The organism is Alcaligenes sp. YSL9 (assembly GCF_030515105.1).
Classification (GTDB): domain Bacteria; phylum Pseudomonadota; class Gammaproteobacteria; order Burkholderiales; family Burkholderiaceae_B; genus Alcaligenes; species Alcaligenes phenolicus.
In genome coordinates this window covers 738249-762140 of sequence record NZ_JALXJU010000001.1, presented here as the reverse complement: position 1 = coordinate 762140, position 23892 = coordinate 738249, and the positions used below count along the sequence as shown (strand labels likewise).

Genomic DNA, 23892 nt, shown 5'->3' with positions numbered 1-23892 from the left:
GAGACAAGGCGGCCAAAGGTACGATCTTATGTTCTTTTAGCAGTGTTTCTACTTGTTCAGGTACTGCTTAAACTCGGTTTCGTGTGCAGCACAGGGGACTGTTCCGGTGCGGGGTGCTCATCAGCAATAATCGGGATCTCCTTGCCGTCCTTGTCCATGACCTTGCCGTTTTCAACATAGTCTCCTTCGTTCAGATTGGCCACGTCCGAGACCCGCAGATAGCGGCCTCCACCCGCAGCAAACACAGAGGGCTGATCCGGATTGCCCAAGGTGAAATGGTTGAACAGCAGGTTCAGCACAATCGCCACCAGGGCCGCCGAGCTGATGCCGGAGTGGAAAATCGTCGCAAACCAGGTTGGGAAGTGCTCGTAGAACTTGGGAGCCACGATAGGAATCATGCCGGCGCCGATAGCGGTGGCGACGATGATCAGGTTCATATTGTTTTCGTAGTTCACCTTGGCCAGCGTACGGATACCGCTGGCCGCGACGGTGCCAAACAGGACCATACCCGCGCCACCCAGTACCGCGGGTGGGACAGCGGCAACCAGACGGCCCATGATGGGCAGCAAGCCCAGTGCGATCAGAATCAGGCCACCAAAGGCTACGACGTAACGGCTTTTCACGCCGGTGACCGCCACCAGACCGACGTTCTGGGCAAAGGCACTTTGTGTGAAAGAGCCAAATACAGGGGCGATCAGGCTGGAGAGCATATCGGCACGCAGGCCATCACCCAGACGACGAGCATCCACTTTGGTTTCGATAATGTCGCCCACGGCCAGAATGTCGGCCGAAGTTTCCACCAGCGTCACGATGATCACAATGAACATGGAGATAATCGCGGCAGTCTGGAAAGTGGGCATGCCAAAGTGGAACAGGCTGGGCAAGGCAAAGACCTCGCCTTCGCTGACGGCAGAGAAATCTGCATGGCCCATGGCGACGGCAATGACGGTGCCGATAATAATAGCCAGCAAGATAGACAGGCGGGAGATCGTGGCGCTGCCCAGCTTGCTGAGCAAGAGCACGATCAGCAAGGTCATGGCGGCCAGGGAAATATTACCTACGCTGCCAAAGTCCGGTGCGGAAGGATTACCGCCCATGGCCCAGAATGCGGCCACTGGCATCAAGGTCAGACCAATAGTCGTAATCACGCAGCCCGTGACTAAAGGCGGGAAGAACCGGATCACCCGTGAAAAGACCGGCGTAATCAGCAGCCCAAGCAGGGACGCGACAATGACTGCGCCGAATACCGCTGGCAAACCGCCGCCCGTACCCAAAATGGCGATCATGGTGGCTACGCCAGAAAATGATACCCCTTGAACCAGCGGCAGACGGCAGCCAAAAAACGGCACGCCCAGCGTTTGCAGCAAGGTCGCCAGGCCGCCCATGAACAAGCAGGCGGTAATCAGCAAGCCGGTTTCATTGGCAGGCAGGCCAGCGGCCTCGCCAATGATCAGGGGTACGGCAATAATGCCGCCATACATGGTCAATACGTGTTGAAAACCGTAGGCAAGATTCGCGCCCAGGCCCAGATTCTCGTCTTCGGGGCGCTGCGCAGTCGCTGCACCCGTCGCCCTTGTAGGTGTTGTCATTGTTTGTCTCCGAAAATAAATAGGCAGGGCTCTAGAGGCCCTGTCACTACCGAACTCAAGCTGTCGCTACGGTATCCAGCACCTTGTCGCGCAAACGACGCGCAGCGGCTTGATGGCGTTGCATCAGGTCTTGCAAATCAATGCCGCAGGGTTGGCCGTCAATCACACGCCACTGGCCGGCGACCATCACGCGGTCGGCCCGGTCTGCGCCGCAGAGCAGCAAGGCCGCCAAGGGGTTCTCAGCGCCGGAAAAGCGCAATTCATCCAGGGTGAACAAGGCCAGATCGGCCTGCTGCCCGACGTTCAGGCCACCAATATCCTCGCGACCCAAACAACGGGCCGAGCCTTGAGTCGCCCAACGGATAACGGCTTGATGGGTAACCTGGCCCGGCTCGTAGCGCAGCCGGCCCAGCAAGAGTGCCTGTCGCATCTCTTGAGCCAGATTGGAGTGATCATTGGAGGCCGAGCCATCTACGGCCAGCCCCACGGGTGCACCAGCGGCTTCCAGCTCGATGGTGCGGCACAGGCCGCTGCCCAAGACCATATTGGACGAGGGACAATGGGCAATACCTGTGCCTGCCCGGCCCAGACGCTGGATTTCTTCGTCGTTGAAGTGAATGCCGTGTGCCAGCCAGGTGCGATTGCTTAACCAGCCCTGCTGATCCAGATAGTCCAGTGGACGCATACCAAAGAGGCGCTCGCAGTAGGCAGTTTCGTCGTCTGTTTCAGCCAGATGCGTATGCAGGCGTACGTCCTCGCGTTCGGCCAGCTTGGCGCTTTCGCTCATCAACTCGCGGCTGACAGAGAAAGGCGAACACGGAGCCAGGGCCAGCGTGATCATCGCCCCATCCTCGCGTTGGTGATATTGGCGAATCAGGCGCAGGCTGTCGTCCAGAATGGTTTGTTCGTCCTGTACGACGTTTTGCGGGGGCAAGCCTCCCTGATCCCGACCCACACTCATGGAACCACGGGTCAATGCGGCGCGTACACCCAGGCGTTGAGCGGTTTCAGCCTGGCAATCAATGGCATGTTGCAAGGCGCCCGAAAACACATAGTGGTGATCGGCCACCGTCGTACAGCCCGACTGCAACAGTTCCACCATGGCCAGCTCGCTGGCCACCTGCATTTGTTCGTCGTCCAGCCCGGCCCACACGTCATACAAGGTGGTCAGCCAGGGGAACAAGGGTTTGTTCAGTGCTGGGGTATAGGCCCGTGTCAGGGTTTGGTAAAAGTGATGATGCGTATTCACCAAACCGGGCAGCAAAACGTGCCGGGAGGCATCCCAGCTTTGGTCGTAAGCCTGCTTGGGCTGCTGACCGGCGGCCACTTTTTCGATAATGCGGCTATCTTGCACCAGTACGCCACCGGCAGCTTGTGCATCTGAACAGGCCAGTGGATTGCGAATCCACAGGATCGGGGAACGGCTAGTCATTATTGTGTCTCCTGCGTTTTATTGCTTTTTATTGTTGTCAGTTCGACTAGCCGACCTATATACCTGCTGTGATAAGGGTTATTTGGAGCCTGGGCTTAGCTGTACCCTTTTTCGCTCCAAGCCTTGAGTCCTGCTAGGCCATTCAGGAACTCTTATGCCTTCTATAAGGTTTGTCGTATAGAGAGCAGCCCGTTTTTTTACGGTATTCCGGGACATAAAAAATTTGCTCAAAATCAGGATTTATCCTCTGGACAAAAACCTGGGACTATTGTCCTTTAATCATTTAAAGCCTAAATCATTGACTCGCTTAGGAATTTATTTATTGGCATAAAAAAACATATAAACCCGCATATCCACACATTTTGACCGTGCCTGTTCAGTCGTGTTAATTGTGTCGCCAAGCGCATTAAAAGCGCCGTTGTGCTGACCTCGCACACATTATTCGGAGAACACATGCAGCATATAAAAATCAAACCCGGCGCACCCCTGGCCGAGCAAGCTGAAATCGGGCACAACCGATGGCACCCTGATATTCCAGACCTGACCAGCGTGAAGCCTGGCGAGGAAATGATTCTGGAATGCATGGACTTTCTGGACGCCCAGATCAAGAACACGGACAGCGCCAACGACGTACGCGACGTTGACCTGACCCGCGCCCACCCATTGACGGGCCCCATCCACGTAGAGGGCGCTGAGCCAGGCGATATTCTGGTGGTGGATCTGCTGGATATTCGCGCCATTACTCCTGTCGGTTTCTCGGGCATTTTTGCCAAGGAAAATGGCGGTGGCTTTTTGGCCGAGCATTTTCCCGAAGCCGACAAGGCCATCTGGGACCTGCATGGTGTTTACGCCACCTCGCGTCACATCCCTGGCGTACGCATTGCGGCCATGATGCACCCCGGCCTGATCGGCACCCTGCCCTCGCACGAACTGCTGCGCGAGTGGAACCGCCGTGAAGCCCTGCTGGTGCCCAAGGGCCACGCCAACCCGCCCGATGCCAAAACCGCTGTATTGCGCGGCGTTAAAGGGGCCGAGTTTGACCGCATGGCGGCTGAAGCTGCCCGTACCGTGCCTCCACGTGAGCATGGCGGCAACCTGGACATCAAGAACCTGACCATTGGCTCGCGAATTTACTTCCCCGTCTATGTGAAGGGTGCTGGCCTGTCCATGGGCGACTTGCACTTCTCCCAGGGCGATGGCGAAATCTCCTTCTGTGGTGCCATTGAAATGGACGGCGCAGCCCACCTTGGCTTTGATCTGATCAAAGGTGGCATGGCCAAATACAATCTGACCGCGCCTATCTATGTTCCAGGCCGTCATGATCCCAAGTACGATCAGTGGATGCACTTCACCGGTATCAGCGTGGAAGAAGGCGTCAACTACTACCTGGATTCTACGGTTGCATACCGTCAGGCCTGTTTGGCTGCGATCGATTACATCAGCCGCACGACAGACCTGTCGCGTGCGCAAGCCTATATGTTGCTGACTGCTGCTCCCGTTGAGGGCCGTTACGGCGGCGTGGTGGATCTGCCTAACAGCTCCGCTTCTCTGGCCTTGCCTACCGGTATTTTTGATACCGATATCCTGCCTAAAGGTGCCTTGAATGACGCGGCCCGTTTTGGCCGTCCAGGCACACGCTGTAACTTGACCTGATCAGTCTCTGGCCCTGGCTTCGTCCCGGAGTCAGGGCTTGCTTTACTCGGATTTGCCATGCCTTTGTACGACTATCTTTGTAATCATTGCCTGCAACGCAGCAGCCATTTGCGCAGCATTGCCACCCGCAACGATCCCCAGACCTGCCCTGCTTGTGAAAAAGGCAGCCTCTTGCTGCAACTGAGCGCACCACGACGCCTGTTCAGCAAAGCCAGCCCAACGCGCGGTCTGACTCCTCAACAAGCTTTGGCGGGCAATAATGTGACCGGGCCCGGCACTCGTTCCAGCACCCGGAATTCTGTCATCCATACCTGTATGGGCCCTGGCTGCAGCGTTTGCGCCTAAATACAATCAGCCCCTTTGCAGCGCAAGCTGTCAGCCTTGACAGGCCGCAGCTTTAACGTCGGCGGGCGTAGTTCTGGCTGAATTTGCCCAGGCGGATGTGTTGGTTTTACGAGATTCACGCTCGGTAACATGAAACATTCTGTTTATAATCAAGAATCAATCTCATTATTACTGGGTGTTCATTATGTCGGTGTCCTCGTCTCTCGCCGCTAAGCGCCAGGTGCCTAGCGGCGTATCTTTTATGTCTTTAAGCAGTCTGGCAGTGGCTTTATTGTTGGCCTTTCCCTATCAGACGCAAGCGCAAGAGGTCGAGGAGCTGGACCGCATCGTGGTCAAGGCCGAGCAGGAGCTCAAGCAGACCTTGGGCTCTTCCATCATTACCGCCGAAGACATCCAGAAGTCCCCTCCCGCCAACGATATCTCCGAAGTTCTGCGCACCATGCCGGGCGTGAACCTGACGGGTAACTCGGCCAGCGGCCAGCGCGGTAATAATCGCCAGATCGACATTCGCGGCATGGGCCCGGAAAACACCATGATTCTGATTGACGGCAAACCCGTCAGTTCACGTTCTGCTGTGCGTTTCGGCTGGCGTGGCGAACGCGATTCGCGTGGGGATACCAACTGGGTGCCTGCCGAGCAGATCGAACGCGTGGAAGTGCTGCGCGGCCCGGCGGCCGCTCGCTACGGCAACGGGGCTGCGGGCGGTGTGGTCAACATCATCACCAAGCCTACGACAGACAAATTCCAGGGCACCTACTCCTTGTATGGCAACTTGCCCGAACATAGCGATGAAGGCGCCACGCGACGCATGAGCTTTGGCTTGAGCGGCCCGATCAGCGAATCCTTGTCCTTCCGTTTGTACGGAAACCTGAACAAGACGGATTCGGACGATCCGGAGATCAATAAAGGACACCAGACCGAGCGTGGTGGTGCCAATGCGAACAGCTTGCCTGCTGGACGTGAAGGCGTACGTAACAAGGACATCAATGGTTTGCTGTCCTGGCGTCCTGATAGCCGTCAAACGGTGGATCTGGAGGCTTCCTATAGCCGCCAAGGCAATATTTATACGGGTGATACCCAGAACACGAATACCAATGACGAGGTCAAACGTCAGCTGGGCGACGAGACCAACAAGATGTATCGCCAAAGCTATTCGCTGACGCATCGTGGGGACTGGAACGATAAGACGAACTCCCTGGCCTACTTCCAGTACGAAAAGACGCGTAACTATCGTTTGCTGGAAGGCTTGGCCGGAGGGACTGAGGGTGCTTTTAATGATCCATCCCGAGTCAAGGATGGAGGTTTCGGCACAGCGGACCTGACCACCATGACGGCCCACGCTGAGGCCAGCCATCAATTCAAGACCGGCAGCGTCGAGCAATACGCCACTATCGGTATGGAGTGGGTTGGGCAGGAGCTGAACGACAAGTCCTCGGACTTGGCACAACGTAACCCGACCCGTATTCCTGGCGTCCCCAACAAATACAAACCCAAGTCGCGAGCGAATATTTACTCTGTTTTCGCTGAAAACAATATTTATGCCACCGACAAGACCACGGTTACCCCAGGTTTGCGTTTTGACTATCACGACAAGCATGGCAGCAACTGGAGCCCATCGCTTAACCTGACTCATGCCGTGACGGATAACTGGCTCTTGAAAGCCGGTATCGCCCGTGCTTACAAAGCGCCTAACCTGTATCAAAGCAATGACGGCTATACCTTGTACAGCCTGGGTAACGGCTGCTGGGGCAATACCACGGGCAGTAGCACGGGTTGCTTCCTGCAAGGTAATTCGGACTTGAAGGCCGAAACCAGCATCAATAAAGAATTGGGTGTCGAGTACGTGGGTGACAACGGCCTGGGTGCCAGCCTGACCTACTTCCATAACGATTACCGCAACAAAGTAGAAGCGGGCCGTTTTGCAATCGATAGCTTCACAGCCTTGAACAATCAACAATTAATTCTGCAATGGGAAAACATTCCCAAAGCCGTAGTTTCGGGTCTGGAAGGTAACTTGACGCTGCCTTTGGCCGAAAACTGGCTGTGGTCCACCAACTTCACCTACATGATCGAATCCAAGAACAAGACTACGGGTGAAGCGCTGTCCACTATCCCTAAATACACGATCAATACGACTCTGGACTGGAATGTAAATGCCGATTGGTCCTTGCGAGCCAAGGCAACCTTCTATGGCGAGCAAAAGCCACCGAAGTACGACTACTACGGTCAGCCTTTGACGGGTTCTGCAACCGACAAGGTCTCCCCTTATGCCCTGTTTGGTCTGAGCACGCAGTACAAGATCAATAAGCATTTCCGCATCAATGCTGGGGTTGATAACCTCTTTGACAAACGCCTGTTCCGTCGCGGCAATGCCATCGGTGTGAACTTGGGTACCCCGAACTACATCTACGGTGCGGGGGCCTACACATTCAACCAACCTGGTCGCACCTTCTTCCTGGGACTGAGCGGGACGTTCTAAGCGGTTTTCGTCTGTAATCGAGGCATGTCATGCCCCTCCAAAAACGGAGGGGCATTTTTTTGCCCGAAAAATACAGCCGAGCGTCAACATTTCAACCTTTAAATGTTCTTTTTGACCTTCATCAAGACCGGAACTTTGTATTCTTCATATGCTTATAACTACAAATAATGTAAATGGGTTCAACCCAAGCATAGAAAAGGAAAACACATGATTCCAAGCGCCGAGCCCAAAAAGGGCAAGCGACGTTTTCTTAAGGAATTGCTGGGCCTTAGTGCCGGGGCCACGATTATTCCTATTCAGCCTGTTCAAGCTGCCATGAACAGCCAGCCTCCACGACGTAGCGGTGGGAAAGATGGGGCCCGCTACGGCATGGTGGTTGATCTAAGAAAATGTATCGGTTGCCAGGCCTGTACGGTCAGCTGTTCTATCGAAAATGCACCGCCTATCGGGCAGTTCCGTACCACGGTTCTGCAATACGAGGTGCTCGATGAACAGCAGCAGGCGGCCATGCTGAGCCTGCCACGCCTCTGTAACCACTGCGACAACCCGCCCTGTGTGCCGGTCTGTCCTGTACAGGCGACGTTCCAGCGCGAAGATGGTGTGGTACTGGTCGACAACGAGCGCTGTGTCGGCTGTGCCTACTGTGTTCAAGCCTGTCCTTACGATGCCCGTTTCATTAACCATGAAACCCAGACCGCCGATAAATGCACCTTCTGCGAGCACCGCCTGGAAGTGGGTCTGCTGCCCGCCTGTGTGGAAAGCTGCGTGGGTGGCGCACGCGTCATTGGCGATATGAACGATGAAACCAGCACGATTTCCCAGCTGCTCAAAGAGCACAAAGAGGAAATCCGTGTACTCAAGCCCGGCATGAATACCAACCCGCATGTGTTCTACATCGGTTTGCCCGATGAGTTCGTTGATGGTGTGGATGGGCAGGCCAGTGTGCGTCTGACCAATCAGTTCTAAGGGGCCGTTATGTCTATTATCGAAATTCTGACCCCCGCCTACGAAGTTGCCTGGTTACCTTGGGCGGTTCAATACTTTTTCCTGGTCGGTATGGCTGCCACCAGCACCGTCTGGGTATGGCGTTGCGCCTGGTCCAGCGACAGCGCTTTGCGTCGTCTGGAGCCTGCGCTGATGATTGTGCTTCTGTGCAGCAGCATTGCCGCTCCTGTGTCCTTGCTGGCTGACTTGCACCAACCCGGCCGCTTCTGGCATTTCTACGCCCATTTCACTCCCCGGTCGTGGATGTCGCTGGGTGCTGTACTGCTGCCCCTGTTCGTCGGCCTGTCCATGGCTAACGTGCTGGCCTGGTGGTTGAACAAACGTGTCCTGTGGCGCTGGTTGAGCCTGGCTCTGCTGGTTTCGGCCTTGTCGATTCTGGTTTACAGCGGTTTTGAAGTGATGGTGCTGCGTTCACGTCCCTTGTGGAATACCGCATTCCTGCCTATCAACTTTGCCTTGACGGCTGCTCTGGCCAGCCTGGGTGCCATCCTGCTGGTGGCTCGCCTCTTGCCCGGTGGCGTAGCCAATTTACCGCTGGAATACGTACGCCGCTGGTCTTTGGGGGTGGTTCTGACCTTGATCGTCGTGGCCCTGTTCTGGGTCGGCTCCGGTCTGATGGGTTACAGCCATTCTTTCGGTTCGGCCTGGGAACTGTTCCAGAGCTACCCCGTATGGCGTTTGGGCTTTCTGGGTTCTTCCGCGTTTGGCTTGCTGCTGCTGTATATGCTCAGCCGTCCAATCGGCACCCTGCAAGGCAATCTTTATAGCTTGTTCTGTGCGGCTTTCATGCTCGGCTCGGCCTGGGTGTTTCGCTGGATTATTTTCATGGCGGTACAGGGTGTGCCCAAATACGGCGCCGGTTTGTACCTCTACACCATGCCCTTAGGCAGCGATGGTCTGCTGGGGATGCTGGGTGTGCTGGGCTTGTGTATTGCCTTGCTCGCCGCCAGCACCACCCTGCTCTCTCTGTTCCCGGCCCGCCGTTCGTCTTTGACAGCCTAGGCCCTACAGACTCACTAGCTTTCAGGTACTTATCGTCATGAGCAAGAAAAAAGAAACCCCTAACCTGTCGCGTCGACAGGTATTGACCCGCGGCGGTGCTGCTGTGGGTGGTCTGGCTGCCTTTGCGGCTGGTTATAGCGACACGGTAGTCAAGGCGGTCCAAGGTCTGGGCCAAGGTACAGCCGGTGTGCCAACCGCACACGCAACCCGTGGCAACTCCTTGCAGGCTGAATTCCGTATTGATCCGATCACGGGTCTGCTGGATACGCAGCCCGGCCAGATTGTGAGCCCGTCCAGTTGCCTGGGCTGCTGGACGCAGTGTGGTGTGCGCGTACGTATTGATACGGAGAACAACAAGATTCTGCGTATCGCCGGTAATCCTTATCATCCTTTGGCAACCACGCAGTCTGCTCCCATGGAGCAGCCCGTACGCGAGGTTTACGCCATGCTGGGTGGTGAAAACGGCTTGGAAGGCCGTGCCAGCGCCTGTGCTCGCGGTGCCTCCATGCTGGAACAGCACAGCAGCCCTTACCGGGTTCTGTCGCCGTTGAAACGCGTCGGCCCCCGTGGCTCAGGCCAATGGGAGCGCATCAGTTTTGAACAATTGATTGAAGAGGTCTGCGAAGGCGGCGATCTGTTCAAAGAAGGTCATGTCGATGGTTTGCGTGCGATTTGGGATCACGAAACCCTGATTGACCCGCAAAACCCCGAGTTCGGTCCATTGGCCAACCAGTTGTTGTTCACGGATGCCGCGAACGAAGGCCGCACGCCACTGGTCAAACGCTTTGCCGAGCAGGCTTTTGGCACGATCAACGTCAGCAACCACGGTTCTTACTGTGGTCAAAGCTTCCGTGTTGGTACAGGCGCTGCCATGGGTGACATCAAAGGTATGCCTCATGGCAAACCTGACTGGAAAAACGCCCGTTTTGGCCTGTTTATTGGTGCAGCACCGGCTCAATCCGGTAATCCCTTCCAGCGTCAAGGCCGTGAGCTGGCAGAAGCCCGTTCGCGTCCAGAAAACACCTTCAAGTACGTGGTTGTTTCCCCGATCTTGCCAACGTCGTCCAGCCTGGCCTCGGGTAGTGGCAACCGCTGGCAGCCTGTTCTGCCCGGCACTGACTTGTCCCTGGTCATGGGCATGTTGCGCTGGATTCTGGAACAAGAGCGTTTTGATGCAGAACACTTGTCCCTGCCCCATGCGCCTGCGGAGCAGGACGAAAATACCGCTTCCTGGACGAACGCCAGCCATTTGTTGATTGCGGATCCTGAGCATCCTGGTTTTGGCCGCTATTTGCGCGGTAAAGACCTGGGTTGGGAAGTAGCTGAAGGCACTGAATCGCCCTTTATTGTTCAGGACGAACAAGGCGAACTGCGCGCCCATACCGATCTGGATCGCGCGACGCTATTTGTCGACCGTACCGTTGAGCTGGAAGGCAAGGATGTACGTGTCTGTACTGCGCTGAACATGCTGCGTGAGCGCAGTCAGGAAAAATCCATTGCCGAATACGCCAAAGGCTGCGGCATGGACGAAGAAACCCTGATCGAACTGGCCCGTGAATTTACCAGCTACGGTCGCCAAGCCGTGGCTGACGCACACGGCGGCACCATGAACGGTTCCGGTTTCTACACGGCTTACGCGATTGCCATGTTGAATACCTTGGCGGGTAACCTGAACCTGAAAGGCGGTTTGGTGCTGGATGCGGGCCCATTTGGTCCTTTTGGCCCCGGCCCACGCTACAACTTTGCTCAATTCCCCGGAAAAGTGGCGGCTAAAGGCGTGTCTTTGTCGCGACATCGCTTCGCTTACGAAAAATCCAGCGAATTCAAGCGCCGCCAAGCAAATGGTGAAGCGTTGTACCCCGCTCCTGCTCCTTGGTACCCCGCTGTAGGTGCCTTGAGCAGTGAAATGATTGCATCGGGCCTGAATGGCTATCCATACACCAGCAAAGTGTGGATCAACCACATGAGCAACCCGGTCTATGCGATTGCTGGCTTTAAAAATGCCTTGCTGCACAAACTGAAAGACCCTGCGGTTCTGCCCTTGTCGATTTCGGTTAATCCCTTTATCAACGAAACCAATGCCTACGCAGACTACATCGTGCCAGACACGGTGACTTACGAAAGCTGGGGGGTTTCGGCACCTTGGGCTGACGTGATCGCCAAGTCCTCGACCCTGCGCTGGCCTGTGGTCGAGCCACGAGTGGATCGCACGGCTGACGGTCAGCCTATCAACCTGGAAAGTTTCCTGTTTGCAGTAGCTTTGCGTTTGGGATTGCCAGGTTTTGGTAAAGGCGTTCTGAAAGACAAGGCAGGCAATGCCCACGACTTGCTGCGCGCCGAGGATTTCTATCTGCGGGGCATGGCTAATATTGCCTTTGGTGCTGGCCGCCCGGTTGGCGACGCATCCGACGACGATATGCGCATCACCGGTGTGGATCGACTTTTTCCTGACCTTCAAGCGCGTTTGCATCCTGAAGAGCAGCGCAAAGTGGCGATGTTGTTGACACGCGGTGGCCGATTCGACCGAATCGAAAACGCCTGGAAAGGAAATCAGCTGAAAAATCGCTACAGCAATGCTTTGCAGATCTGGAATGAAGACCTGGCCAAGATGCGTCACACCATGACGGGTGAACGTCTTAGCGGTTGCCCTACTTGGTACCCCACTCGTTTGGCGGACGGCAGCCCAATGCGCGAGCATTTCTCGGAACAGGAATGGCCCTTGCTGATGAGCTCCTACAAATCCAACCTGATGAGTTCCATGTCCATCGGGATGTCCCGCCTGCGCCAGGTCCACCCGCACAATCCGATTTCCTTGAATCTGGATGATGCAAAGAACATGGGCATCCGTAACGGGGACCGTATTCGGGTCAGTACACCAGGTGGTGCGGTTGAAGGTGTAGCTTTGGTGCGTGGCGGTATTATGCGCGGAGCCATTGCAATCGAACACGGTTTTGGGCATACCGAACTGGGTGCGCGTTCGCACCAGATTGATGGTGAGGCCATGCCTCACCTGAACGATCTGGCTGCAGGTGTGAACCTGAACGAATTGGGTTTTGCTGATCCAACCCGTGGCAATGGCCAGGACAACGTCTGGATTGACTGGGTTTCTGGCGCGGCCGTGCGCCAAGGCCTGCCAGCAAGAGTGGAGAAGCTGTCGGCTTAAAAGAAACACACCTCCATCAAACCATTGTTCAACGATAAGGGCGCCGATTATTCTTTGGGATAATCGGCCTCATCCGTTAGTGAACCAAGTTTAATGGCCCAAATGGCAAGGGTCAGCCCTCGAGGCGATGCCCTCTACCCCAAGAACCTATTTCATGAACTGAATGGCTTGTGCTTTCACGAGTGCAGCCGCAAGCGTAGCAGCATTAGCCCATTCAGCTTCATGGATACAGGGGCTGTTACTCCCCTTTTAGCCCACGTTCTTGAATGGTCTGTTGCCATTGAGCCGATTCTTGTTCCATGAACTGGGTTAATTCTGCGCGGCTTGTCGGCTGAGGTGTTAAGCCATAGCCCAGCAAGGACTGACGCACTTCAGGATCGTTCAATACCTTGACCAGCTCCTGATTCCAACGCTCCTGTATATCCTCTGGCATCGTACCAGGCCCCAAGAATGCATACCAATTTAGTGCAATAAAACCAGGGTAGCCGGCCTCTGCCACCGTTGGAATCGTTGGCATATCAGCAGAGCGCTCCAAACCGGTTGTCGCTAATGGAATCAAGGTGCCGGCCTTAATGTGTGGAGCTGCTGTCGGTGGAGCTGCAAAGTATGAAGACACTCGTTCCCCGATAATATCTTGCAAAGCTTGACCGCCTCCGCGATAAGGCACGTGCACCATTTCAACTCCAGCACGCTGGTTGAGTAGTTCTCCAGCCAAGTGTGAGGCAGAGCCTGATCCGGACGAAGCAAAGTCGATAAGACCAGGCTCACTCTTGGCAAGCTCAATAAACTCGCCCAAGGTTTCTGCACCTATACCTTTATGCACAACCAGTACGTTGGGAAAATGTACACCACCCGACAAAGGAGCCAGGTCTTTGAACGGATCGTAAGGCACTTTCATCAGGTGTGGAGAAATAGTCATTGGCCCCACAGAGCCCAAGAGCAGCACCGAGCCATCATTATCAGCATTAGCCACTTGCTGATGCGCCAAAATACCGCCAGCGCCTGCTTTGTTCTGTACGACAACAGTCTGACCGATGTTGTCTCCCAGTTTTTTTGCAATCATGCGAGCTGCAGCATCGGCTGCTCCCCCGGCGGCAAAGCCGACAACTAAAGAAATCGACTTTTTGGGCGGAAATGTCTGCGCTTGCACAGATGAAGAAAGCAAACCTATTGATAAGGCGGCAATCGCAAAACAGGAAAAGGGACGAAAACGCATGATGCTCCTCTTGGATCGTTATAAGTATTGTTGCGATGAAAATAAAGGCGGTGCTTCAAGCCCGGCAGGGTCAGTCACCACCGGCACGAATGGGGTTTGGCTGGCGCTTCTCTATGGCATGGCGCAGTAGCGATGCGCTACGGAAAATACCGTGAGCAAACTTGCCATAAGGCAAGATGGCAAAGAGCGCCATGACCGCTCCGAGGTGTAAGCACAACAACAAACCCATCGCGGGTGTGGCACGTGCCAGCCATAGAGCCAATCCGCTGGTACTGATCAAAAACAGCAAGGCAATAAAGCCCAAATCCATCGGTTTTTGCTTCCGATCGCCCTGTACCGGGTCGCGTCGCAAGTTCAGATAGCCTAAGCCGGCCGTGCCGATACAAAGGCTAACCCCTCCCACAGCCCCCAAGAGTTTGGGCAGACTGGGGAAATCGTAAGGAGCCACCATATCGAATAGATAGTGGTAGATCGTGCCCAGGCTGGTTGCAGCAAAACACAGCATGAAGCCATAAAAGGTCAGGTGATGAAATCGGCGGCGCGACAAGGTGTAAGCATCGTCCTCGTTATGGCATCCCTTCCCATGCCCTCCATCCAGATACTTGAGTTTGAGTACCGAATGGGTTGCCTCGGCAGCGGCAACCCTGCTGACAGGTGCGCCACTGGTGGCTGGAGTGATTTCCGTCCAAAAACCATGCACCCCTTTGCCTAACGCAAATACCGCAAATAGGAATACGGGTGCAAACATGCTTACCAACAGGTTGTGCGGGAATAGATTGTAAAAATCTCCAGCCAATGCTGCGTCCCAGAGCGTACCGTTGAGCGCCAAGGCCAGAACCAGGAATAAGGCCAAGCCCAAGGTCAAGGCAATCGACATCACCAAGCCGTTGCGCTCATAGAGCTTGCCCAGCCTTTTGGGCCAAGCATATTGGGTATAGGTTTGGGCACGAACCTTGGCCATCGCTTGCGGAACATTCACGGCAAATTCGTGAGGCGGTGCGTATTGGCAAGCGTGCAGGCACGCCCCGCAGTTATGGCATAAATTCGCCAGGTAATGAACGTCTGCCGGCTCGAACATCAAGCGGCGTGTCATTGCGGGAAATACCGCGCAAAACCCCTCACAGTAACGACAGGCATTACAGATCGTCATGATCCGATCAACCTCCTGCTCATGAGGCGTGTGGCGAACGGTGGGGCTGGGCGAGTGTGTGTGCAAACCGGTGTTGCACGCATCATCGATCAGTGTTTGAAGTGATTTCATGGGAGTCTCGGGATCAGGGCGCAATAGAGTTTTCATTGTTTGGCCGCCTGCGCAGCCTGCGTGCCTGCAATGCAGCCAAAGGTTGTTCCAATCGACATTCCCACCCCTGCTGTATAGCCTTGCCCCAGCACATTGCCCGCCATCATTTCCCCAGCCACAAACAGATTGCGGCTAGGCCGGTCGTTAAACCGTACGGCAGCTGTTTCGTCGGTGTGCAAACCCAAGTAGGTAAATGTCACGCCTGGGCGCAAGGCGTAGCCATAGAATGGGGGGGTGTCGATGGGCAAGGCCCAGTGCGTTTTGGCAGGCGTAATACCTTGGGTATGACAGTCGTCCAGCGCTGTGTGATCAAACCTTCCAACTTGGCAGGCCTTGTTGTAATCATTCAAGGTTTTCTCGAACGTCACCTCGTCCAGGCCAAGTTTGCAGGCCAGTTCGGGCAGTCTTTCAGCCTTTTGTCCAGGAAAAACAGGAGGCATGAATCTGCCAATAGCCTTGCTGTCTATGATCGAATAAGCAATCTGGCCAGGTTGTTTGGCCACCAAACGACCCCAAATTGCGTAGCGTTTGGGCCAGAAATCTTCTCCCTCGTCATAGAACCGCTTGGCTTGACGGTTGACTACGACCCCTAGGGACACGCAGTCAATACGGGTACAGATACCTCCGTCATACAAAGGGGCTCGTGCGTCAATTGCCACCATATGCGCTTGAGTAGGATCGCCGATATGGTCTGCTTTGTGATCGTCGATCATGTGGCGCAGCAATGTTCCTTGATTGAAGCGCGTGCCACGAATCAGGAAATTATCCGAAGGCCACTCTCCAAACTCATTTTGTCCCCAGGCATCCCGTAACCATTCACGGTTAGATTCAAAACCGCCTGCCGCCAGTACACAAACTCGCGCCTGGATACGTTCTTCGCCGCTCCAGGCTGCGACAAACTGACCGTCCTCAATTTCCAGCCGGTCAACAGGCGCGTTATAGCGAATGTCCACCCCCAGGGCTTGAGCACTGCGGTAATACGCATTTATCAAGGCTTTTCCGCCACCCATGAAAAACGCATTGGTGCGAGCCACATGTAAGGCGCCCGAGAGCGGTGGCTGGAAGTTGACACCGTGCTTGCGCATCCAACTGCGACAGGAGCTCGTTGTGCGAATGACTAAACGAGCCAGATGTTCATTGGTTTTTCCGGCTGTCACTTTGAGCAAGTCCTGCCAGAACTCTTCCTCTGGATACGCATCGACCAGAACATCTTGCGGCGCATCATGCATACAGCGCAAATTACGAGTGTGTTGCGAATTGCCCCCTCGCCATTCACGTGGAGATGCTTCCAGCAATAGCACACTTGCCCCTCCTTCACGGGCTGTAAGTGCGGCGCACAATGCGGCGTTGCCACCCCCAATAACAAGTACATCTATCATTTTGTTGTCCGTTTCCTGTGTGCTATTCGTGGTTTACGCGTTTCGCCACGATATGGAACGGGGTCTACTTTAGGGATGTGGTCTTGTCGACGCCAGTATGGTCATGGCTATAGGTGTTCACTAAAAGTGAAGGCCAAGGCCACAGGGAGACCTTGTGTGTTAAGCAGCGCAAAAGCACACTTCACTGTGAATGAGCGTGAGCAGAGCTAGAACGAGTGACAGTCAGCAGACTGAGCAGCTGTCGCTTTATGAGGAAAAATCTCTATTTCAGAGCAGCGTGGCTCCTGGCCAACGTGATTGCTGCACAAGTGAGCGCATTACATCAGCCAGCACGATCCGGGCCGCAAGCCCCGCTGGTGCTAATTCTTCGTCCGATAAGCTTGCGATCAGGTTACGGCGTTTGAGGGTTTCATGTGCTAAAGGCAAGCTCACTAAACGTTGATTGTGATTACGGACTACTGCTGCACCAGGTTGAACCGTTGCGGCATAGCCAGAGCACACCACATCCATTAGCAAGGCCAGGCCGTCAATCTCCACCACAACATTGGCCTCAGTGCCTTCGCGAAAAAATTCGGCATTCAACAATGCACGCAAGCCGTGGGAGGCGCTGGGCATGACAAGTGGCAGATTGGTAATATCACCCAGCGTCAACGAGTGCTCCACAGGCAACAAGTGGCGTTGATTGGGGTGGATGATAAGAAACAGGCGTTCATCCAAAATAGCTTGCGCACTCCAGGAGTGATGCCCTGCTGTATGGAACACCACCCCTAAGTCAATCTGGCGTCGATTGAGCATTTGAGAGAGATTGCCCGACAAGCTTTCAATCAGATGCACCCGTACATCGGGATAGCGCTGCTTCATGGCAGTGAGAAAAGGGACCGCCAGGACCGAACCGGTGGTCGGTGCCAGACCCACAGTGACTTGCCCAGACAACCGAGCGGCCTGTGCCGCCAACACGGCATTATCGGTGTGTCTCAAGGCCAATTGCGCTTCTTGACGAAACGCCAAGCCGGCTGCGGTGGGGACCACGCCAGTCGATGTGCGCTGTAACAGACGCACGGATAGCTCCCCCTCCAGGCGGCTAATTTGTTGGCTAAGCGCCGAAGTGACAACACCCAGATCCTGAGCGGCCTTGCCCATGCTGCCTAATTCCACCACACGCAAGAAATACCGTAGCTGACGCAGCTCCATAATAAAACGCCATAAAAAATAGGACGAAAGCTCTGATCATAGTTCAATCAGAGCAACGGCTGCGTCTCCTGCACATGACAGGACCGATCAGCACAAACCGGAGCACTGAAAAAAGGAAATTAGGAAGCTAACAGACCGTACTTGCGAATTTTGTCGTGTAGTGTGCTTTTGGCGATGCCCAGTTCCTGTCCGGCGCGGGTCAAATTATGTTGATGCCGTCTCAGGGCTTCGACGATCAAGGCACGTTCGACCGCTTCCACGGTTTGAACCAGCGAGGTGGGCACAACTGCTGACGCAGCTTGCTGACCGGGCAAGGCGCCGTTGACTCCCAGCACGCAGCGGTCCGCAAAGTTACGCAGCTCGCGCACATTACCCGGCCAATGCCAGGCCAGCATAGCTTGCAGACGTTCGGAGTCCGGCTCCAGTGCCGGGCGGCCATGCCGGGCCGCCGCCAACAAGGCAAAATGCTCGAACAACAGACCAATATCCTCGCGCCGCTCACGCAGGGGCGGCAGTGGCAAGGTCGCCATGTTCAGCCGGTAATACAAATCGTGACGGAACTGGCCTTGATCAGCCTGCGCCAGTAAATCGACTTTAGTGGCTGCAATGACCCGGCAATTGATGGCGATGGATTGATTCGAGCCTAGACGCTCCAGCGTACGTTCCTGTAAAACGCGCAATAGTTTGACCTGCATGACCATTGGCATGCTTTCAATTTCGTCCAGAAACAAGGTACCTTGGTGTGCATACTCTATCTTGCCGATCACCCGCTTGCCAGCGCCCGTAAAAGCGCCTGCTTCATGACCGAACATCTGACTGTCGAACAGACTGTCGGACAGTGCACCGCAGTTGACGGCCACAAAATTGCCCTCGCTGGTGTGCCCCACCTCGTGAAGGCAGCGTGCTACCAGTTCTTTGCCGGTACCGGTTTCGCCAAAAATAAGTACATCGGCGGCACTATTGCCCAGATTGCAGATTAGTTCACGTACCTTGGACATGACAGAGGAGTTACCCAGAACACGCGCTTCAATGGATTGCTTATCCTGCAAGCGACACTGCAAAGCTTCGATTTCAAAGCTCATTTGACGTTTATCCAGGGCGCGCGAGACGACCTGTACAAAATGTTCGGGCGAAAATGGTTTCTCGATAAAATCATAGGCCCCCATTTTCATGGCTTGAACAGCCATCGATACATCACCATGGCCGGTAATCAGTACGACAGGCAAGTCGCTGTCCACGTGCTGCAGCTGCTGCAACAAGCTCATGCCATCGGCGCCTGGCAAACGCACGTCGGACACCACAATGCCTGGCCAAGCCTTGTGAAGGAGGTGCAAGGCCTGTTCGGCGCTTTCTGCCTCTTGCACCTGGATGCCTTCAAGCTGCAAGGTTTGGCTACAGCCCAGACGTACATTAACGTCGTCTTCAACGATGAGAACAGTCAGCCCGTCGTACATTTCTCTGCTCCAGGAAAGGGAAGCACAATGGTGAATACGGCACCACCACTTGGCAAGTTCTCTGCCGTCAGGCTGCCCCCGCAATGTTGGATAATACTCATCGAAATGGCCAAACCCAGGCCCAGTCCGGTACCACTGTCTTTGGTGGTGAAAAACGGTTCGAATAAATGCAAGCAGACCTCCTCGCTTAATCCCGGACCATTGTCTTGAACCCGGATCGCCACCTGCTGGCCTTGCCGCTGGCTGCTGATCTGAATGACGGGATGAGCGTTTTGCGTGGCCGCAGCGTCAATCGCATTGCTCAGTAGATTAACAATCACTTGTTCAAGGCGGTTGGGATTGCACAGCACCCTGCTCGCCTCGTCAGCCAATTGAACCTGTATCGTTGCGCGGTGTTGGTGAATGGAAGGATCCAGGATTAGCAGGGCCCGATCGATAATGGCGTTCAAATCCGCCAGCCCCGAATGACCAGGAGATTTGCGAGCAAATTGTTTGAGCTGTGAGGTCAGCGCGCCCATGCTGTCCACCAAATCATTGATGCGTTTCAAATTGGCGCGTACCGTATCCAGGTCGCCGCGCTCCATGAAGCGGATGGTGTTCCCTGACAAGGTACGCAGTGCCGTCAAGGGTTGATTCAGCTCGTGGGCCAGGCCGGTAGACAACTGTCCAATGACAGCCAGTTTGCCTGCGTGAATCAAGCCGGCCTGGGTCTCTTCCAACGTTCGAGTACGCTCCTGCACCTTGCGTTCAAGCTGAGCATGGGCCCGCTCCAGTTGCAAGCGCGCAAGAGCCCGATCACGCTGTTGCTGCCGGCGCAAATACCAACTGATTAATATGACAAAAAAGGACACGACACCCAAGGCCGCCAGGCCTGCGTACAGGCGAGCCATGGAATAGACCAGATCGGTGGGCAAAAACAGCGTCAAAGTCCAGCCGTTGGCACCAAACGGAAGTGTCTGAGCCAGCGACAGTCCGCGAACCTGATCCGCTGCCCCCGATTCCGTCCAGGCCTGCGACCAAGATACTAATTGTGCATCCTGGCTCAGCACTTTTTGGGTCAGGAGATCCAGTGGCACAATCGGTAAACCATTGTACTGGCGAGTCTCGCGCAGGTGCTGCTGCACATCTTCAGTTAAGGGTTGATTTGCTGTAAATTTCCAGGCGGGCACAGAGGACAAAATCGCCACTCCATAGTGATCGGAAACGATCACCGGCGCTTGAGCATGGGTCCAGGAATCCTGCAAACGATCAAGGTCCACCTTGATCACGGCCACTCCCATGACCTGCCCCGCCAGCGAGATGGGTGCTGAGATGTAATAGCCTGCCTCACCCCGGGTGGTCCCAACGCCAAAGAAGAAACCGGGCCGCCCTTGGTGTGCCTCGGAGAAATAATGGCGATAGGAAAGATCTTCCCCCAGATAACTGTCAGCCTGTTGCCAGTTGCTGGTCGCCAGAACGCGTCCCTGGCGACCAAGGATGTAAATCACGCGGGTCTTGGCACGCTCGTTCAAGCGCTCCAGATGACGGCTGACCTCGAGCGAGGACTGGGTGTTACGCTCCAAAAGCCCAACCACTGCTTGATCCAGCTCCAGCATCTTGGGTAAATATTCGTATTTCTCGACTTCGTGACGCAGTGTCAGCGCATACAAGTCCAGACGCTGCCGAGCCGTGTCCTGCAAACTGGCTAGTCCGAGCGCTTCGCCAACACGATAAGCCATCACGCCCGCTATGGCAGCCAGCGACACAATCAGCGCCAGTAACAGCAAGACTTTCTGAGGACGAAAAAATCGGGGCAAATGCATAAAACCGTAGCGGCCACTTACACGGGATTTTAGTAAACAGCCGCCACTCAGAGACAGGGGAGGCCTCAGGCAACGACAGGCACGGAGCCTGCCGCGGCTGCCTCCTTGGGCTGGAGCACGGATGGATCTGCCGCCCTGTTGTCTGACTCGTCGGGTGCGTCGATGGCGCCCTCCCATTTAGCAACAACGGCCGTGGCAATGCCGTTACCCAACACATTTGTCGCGGTGCGGCCCATGTCCAGAAAGTGATCAATGCCCATGATCAATAGTACACCAGCCTCGGGCAGCCCAAACATCGGTAAAACCGCGGCCACCACGACCAGCGCGGAGCGTGGCACACCGGCGATACCTTTGCTGGAGATCATCAACACCAGCAGCATAATAATCTGCTGTTGTAAGGACAGCGGCACGTCATACGCCTGTGAGATAAACAAAGCGGCAAAAGCGGTGTAGATCATGGAGCCATCCAGGTTAAAGGAATAACCCAGCGGAAGGACAAAGCCGATAACCCGTTTGCGTACACCGAACACTTCCAGCTTTTCCATCAAACGTGGATAGGCGGCTTCACTGGAGGCGGTGGAAAAGCCCAGCAACATGGGTTGACGGATTTCTTTGAACAGCGTGAATACACGGCCCTTGAGCACCAGAAATCCCGCAGCAAGCAGAATCAACCACAACACCACCAAGGTGGCATAAAAGCTGCCCAGGAATTTGCCATAGACAGCCAAAATACCCAGCCCTTCGGTCGTGATGATATTGGCAACGGCAGCAAACACACCTAGCGGCGCAAAGTACATAACGTAGTTGGTTACCGTCAGCATCACTGGCACTGCGCCCTCGATGGTTTGTGCGAGGGTGTTTGCCTGGGGATTTCCACGCACTTTTCCCAAGGCCAGTCCGAAAAATACCGAGAACACCAGGATTTGCAAAATCTCGTTCTTGGACATGGACTCAAAAAAGTTACGTGGCACAACGTGGGTCAGAAACGTTTTCAGGTTCAGTGCCGAGGTATCTACCCCCAAGTGAGCGGATTCAGCCGGCAAGGGGATGCCGACATTGGCACCTGGCTGGAAAATATTGGCAAAAATCAGCCCTACCGTCAGCGATACCAACGACGCCAACAGAAACCAGCCTACGGCACGGCCACCGATACGGCCGACAGTCGCGGCATCATCCATGCTGGCCATACCCGCAACCAAGGTGGCGAAAATCAGCGGAGCAATGATCATCTTGATCAAGCGTAAAAACATATCCGTCACCATGCCAAAGTAGCTGGCAATGGCATGAGCTTGTTCGGGGGTATCGGCCATTTTGTGGCAGATATAACCCACCACCACACCCAATACCATGGCAATCAGAATCCATGTGGTTTGCTTATTCAGCTTCATATGCTTATCTCCCTTGTCGGCCCGTGCACGGGCCGGTCCTTTTTTTTAATTAAAGCGTTTGCTCAAATTCGTTCAAGGTGCGTGGCGCGATCAGCAGTTCAGGCCGCAAGGCCTGAGCCAGTTCGTCCGCACTTAACAAGCCATGCTCCAGAATCAGCTCAGCCACTCCCTTGCCGGTTTCATGTGCCTGCTTGGCAATGTCAGTGGCCGCGGTGTAGCCAATCAACGGATTAAGCGCCGTAACCAATCCGATGGATTGGCTGACACTGTCTGCCAGGCGCTGAGGGTTGGCGGTGATCGCTTCCACGCAGTAGTCGGCCAGAATCATGCATCCGCGTTGCAGGTGACGCAGGCTCTTGTAGAGGCTGTGCGCAATAATGGGTTCAAACGCGTTGAGCTGAAGCTGTCCAGCTTCGGCCGCAAAGGAGACAGTCACATCGTTGCCAAAGACTTCAAAGGCAATCTGGCTGATCGCTTCCGGAATGACGGGATTGACTTTGCCCGGCATGATGGAGGAGCCCGCTTGGCGTGGTGGCAAATTGATCTCGCCGATGCCAGCGCGTGGGCCGCTCGATAGCAGACGCAAGTCGTTGCAGGTTTTGGACAACGTGACGGCAACTCGTTTCAACGCGCTGGACAATTGCACAAAAGCGCTACAGTCCTGGGTGGCTAGGATCAAGTCCGGTGCGCTGCGCAGGCTGATCCCCGTGTTTGAGGATAGTTGACGCGTGACCAGTTGGGCATAGCGTGGATCAGTATTGATCCCCGTGCCAATCGCGGTGGCCCCCAGATTGATTTCACACAGCTCTTGCATGGCCTCGGTCAGGCAAAGCCGATCTTTGGCAATCATGCCGGCGTAAACCGCGAACTCCTGCCCTAGGGTCATAGGGACCGCCTCCTGCAGCTGTGTACGCCCCATTTTCAATAACTCTTTGAAAGCGTGAGCTTTGCCCTCGAACGCTTGCTGCAAGTACTCCAAGGCAGTCAATAAACGGGCAGCGCCCTGATAGGCAGCCAGCTTCAAGGCCGTGGGGTATACATCATTGGTCGACTGCCCCAGATTGACATCTTCATTGGGGTGGAGGAAAGCGTACTGCCCACGTTCATGGCCCAAAATTTCCAGAGCACGGTTAGCGATCACCTCGTTCGCATTCATGTTGGTAGAGGTTCCCGCACCACCTTGGATCACATCCACCACAAAATGCTCGTGATGCTGGCCGGACTCAATTTCTCGGCATGCCTGCACAATCGCTTCTTTCTTGACGGCATTCAATGTTCCCAGCGCGTGGTTGGCTTGCGCGGCAGATGCTTTGATTTGTGCCAAGGCACGAATCAAATCGGGATAGTGTGAAATAGGTATCGCCGTAATAGCGAAGTTCTCAACAGCTCGCAGGGTGTGAATGCCAAAATACGCTGAGTCAGGTACGGGCCGAGTTCCTAGCAAGTCTTTTTCCAGGCGCGTGTGGGCTGTTGCGGTGCAATCAGTCATCTTAT

16 protein-coding genes are annotated in these 23892 nt (G+C 55.1%); 6 read left to right on the top strand and 10 right to left on the bottom strand.

The window, feature by feature from the left end:
* Positions 1–56 precede the first annotated feature (56 nt).
* The gene (locus tag M2Q46_RS03545) at positions 57–1589 is read right to left on the bottom strand and encodes a nucleobase:cation symporter-2 family protein (RefSeq protein ID WP_035273173.1); all 1533 of its coding nucleotides are present in this window, start codon (positions 1587–1589) and stop codon (positions 57–59) included.
* Between the two features lie 55 nt (positions 1590–1644).
* The gene (locus tag M2Q46_RS03540) at positions 1645–3021 is read right to left on the bottom strand and encodes an 8-oxoguanine deaminase (protein WP_060185046.1); all 1377 of its coding nucleotides are present in this window, start codon (positions 3019–3021) and stop codon (positions 1645–1647) included.
* Positions 3022–3474: 453 nt separating this feature from the next.
* Here M2Q46_RS03540 and fmdA point away from each other — a divergent pair, with 453 nt between their 5' ends.
* The 6 genes from fmdA to M2Q46_RS03510 all read left to right on the top strand — a co-directional run bounded on the left by fmdA (position 3475) and on the right by M2Q46_RS03510 (position 12668).
* Positions 3475–4674: a formamidase gene (fmdA, locus tag M2Q46_RS03535; RefSeq protein WP_021446607.1), complete on the top strand. Its 1200-nt coding sequence runs from the start codon at positions 3475–3477 to the stop codon at positions 4672–4674.
* A 57-nt stretch (positions 4675–4731) separates the two neighbouring features.
* A complete protein-coding gene (locus tag M2Q46_RS03530) occupies positions 4732–5019 on the top strand; it encodes an FmdB family zinc ribbon protein (RefSeq protein ID WP_009453884.1) in 288 nt (95 codons plus the stop codon).
* Positions 5020–5260: 241 nt separating this feature from the next.
* On the top strand, positions 5261–7498 hold the full coding sequence (locus M2Q46_RS03525; RefSeq protein ID WP_302356804.1) for a TonB-dependent siderophore receptor: 2238 nt from the start codon (positions 5261–5263) through the stop codon (positions 7496–7498).
* Between the two features lie 207 nt (positions 7499–7705).
* Entirely contained in the window at positions 7706–8464 is a 759-nt protein-coding gene (gene dsrO, locus M2Q46_RS03520; RefSeq protein ID WP_035273177.1) for a sulfate reduction electron transfer complex DsrMKJOP subunit DsrO, read from the top strand.
* A 9-nt stretch (positions 8465–8473) separates the two neighbouring features.
* Positions 8474–9505: an NrfD/PsrC family molybdoenzyme membrane anchor subunit gene (gene nrfD, locus M2Q46_RS03515; RefSeq protein WP_302356803.1), complete on the top strand. Its 1032-nt coding sequence runs from the start codon at positions 8474–8476 to the stop codon at positions 9503–9505.
* Positions 9506–9542: 37 nt separating this feature from the next.
* A complete protein-coding gene (locus tag M2Q46_RS03510; RefSeq protein ID WP_302356802.1) occupies positions 9543–12668 on the top strand; it encodes a tetrathionate reductase subunit A in 3126 nt (1041 codons plus the stop codon).
* Positions 12669–12906: 238 nt separating this feature from the next.
* Here M2Q46_RS03510 and M2Q46_RS03505 read toward each other — a convergent pair whose 3' ends face one another.
* The 8 genes from M2Q46_RS03505 to M2Q46_RS03470 form a co-directional block, all read right to left on the bottom strand.
* Complete coding sequence (locus M2Q46_RS03505; protein WP_302356801.1) at positions 12907–13884, bottom strand: tripartite tricarboxylate transporter substrate binding protein; 978 nt, start codon at positions 13882–13884, stop codon at positions 12907–12909.
* A gap of 70 nt (positions 13885–13954) precedes the next feature.
* Positions 13955–15145 (bottom strand): tricarballylate utilization 4Fe-4S protein TcuB, encoded by a 1191-nt coding sequence (tcuB, locus tag M2Q46_RS03500; RefSeq protein WP_302356800.1) that lies wholly within the window; start codon positions 15143–15145, stop codon positions 13955–13957.
* Between the two features lie 32 nt (positions 15146–15177).
* On the bottom strand, positions 15178–16563 hold the full coding sequence (gene tcuA, locus M2Q46_RS03495; protein WP_268378397.1) for an FAD-dependent tricarballylate dehydrogenase TcuA: 1386 nt from the start codon (positions 16561–16563) through the stop codon (positions 15178–15180).
* A gap of 267 nt (positions 16564–16830) precedes the next feature.
* Entirely contained in the window at positions 16831–17754 is a 924-nt protein-coding gene (locus M2Q46_RS03490; RefSeq protein ID WP_115633635.1) for a LysR family transcriptional regulator, read from the bottom strand.
* A gap of 119 nt (positions 17755–17873) precedes the next feature.
* Positions 17874–19208: a sigma-54 dependent transcriptional regulator gene (locus M2Q46_RS03485; protein ID WP_060185037.1), complete on the bottom strand. Its 1335-nt coding sequence runs from the start codon at positions 19206–19208 to the stop codon at positions 17874–17876.
* Positions 19193–21004 (bottom strand): ATP-binding protein, encoded by a 1812-nt coding sequence (locus tag M2Q46_RS03480; RefSeq protein ID WP_170978539.1) that lies wholly within the window; start codon positions 21002–21004, stop codon positions 19193–19195. The genes M2Q46_RS03485 and M2Q46_RS03480 overlap by 16 nt, the downstream gene beginning before the upstream one ends.
* A gap of 71 nt (positions 21005–21075) precedes the next feature.
* Positions 21076–22398, bottom strand: coding sequence for a dicarboxylate/amino acid:cation symporter (locus tag M2Q46_RS03475; RefSeq protein WP_060185035.1), 1323 nt, complete (start codon positions 22396–22398; stop codon positions 21076–21078).
* 49 nt (positions 22399–22447) lie between these two features.
* Positions 22448–23887 carry an aspartate ammonia-lyase gene (locus M2Q46_RS03470; RefSeq protein WP_115633633.1) on the bottom strand — a complete coding sequence of 480 codons (1440 nt, stop codon included), beginning with the start codon at positions 23885–23887 and terminating at the stop codon, positions 22448–22450.
* Positions 23888–23892 lie beyond the last annotated feature (5 nt).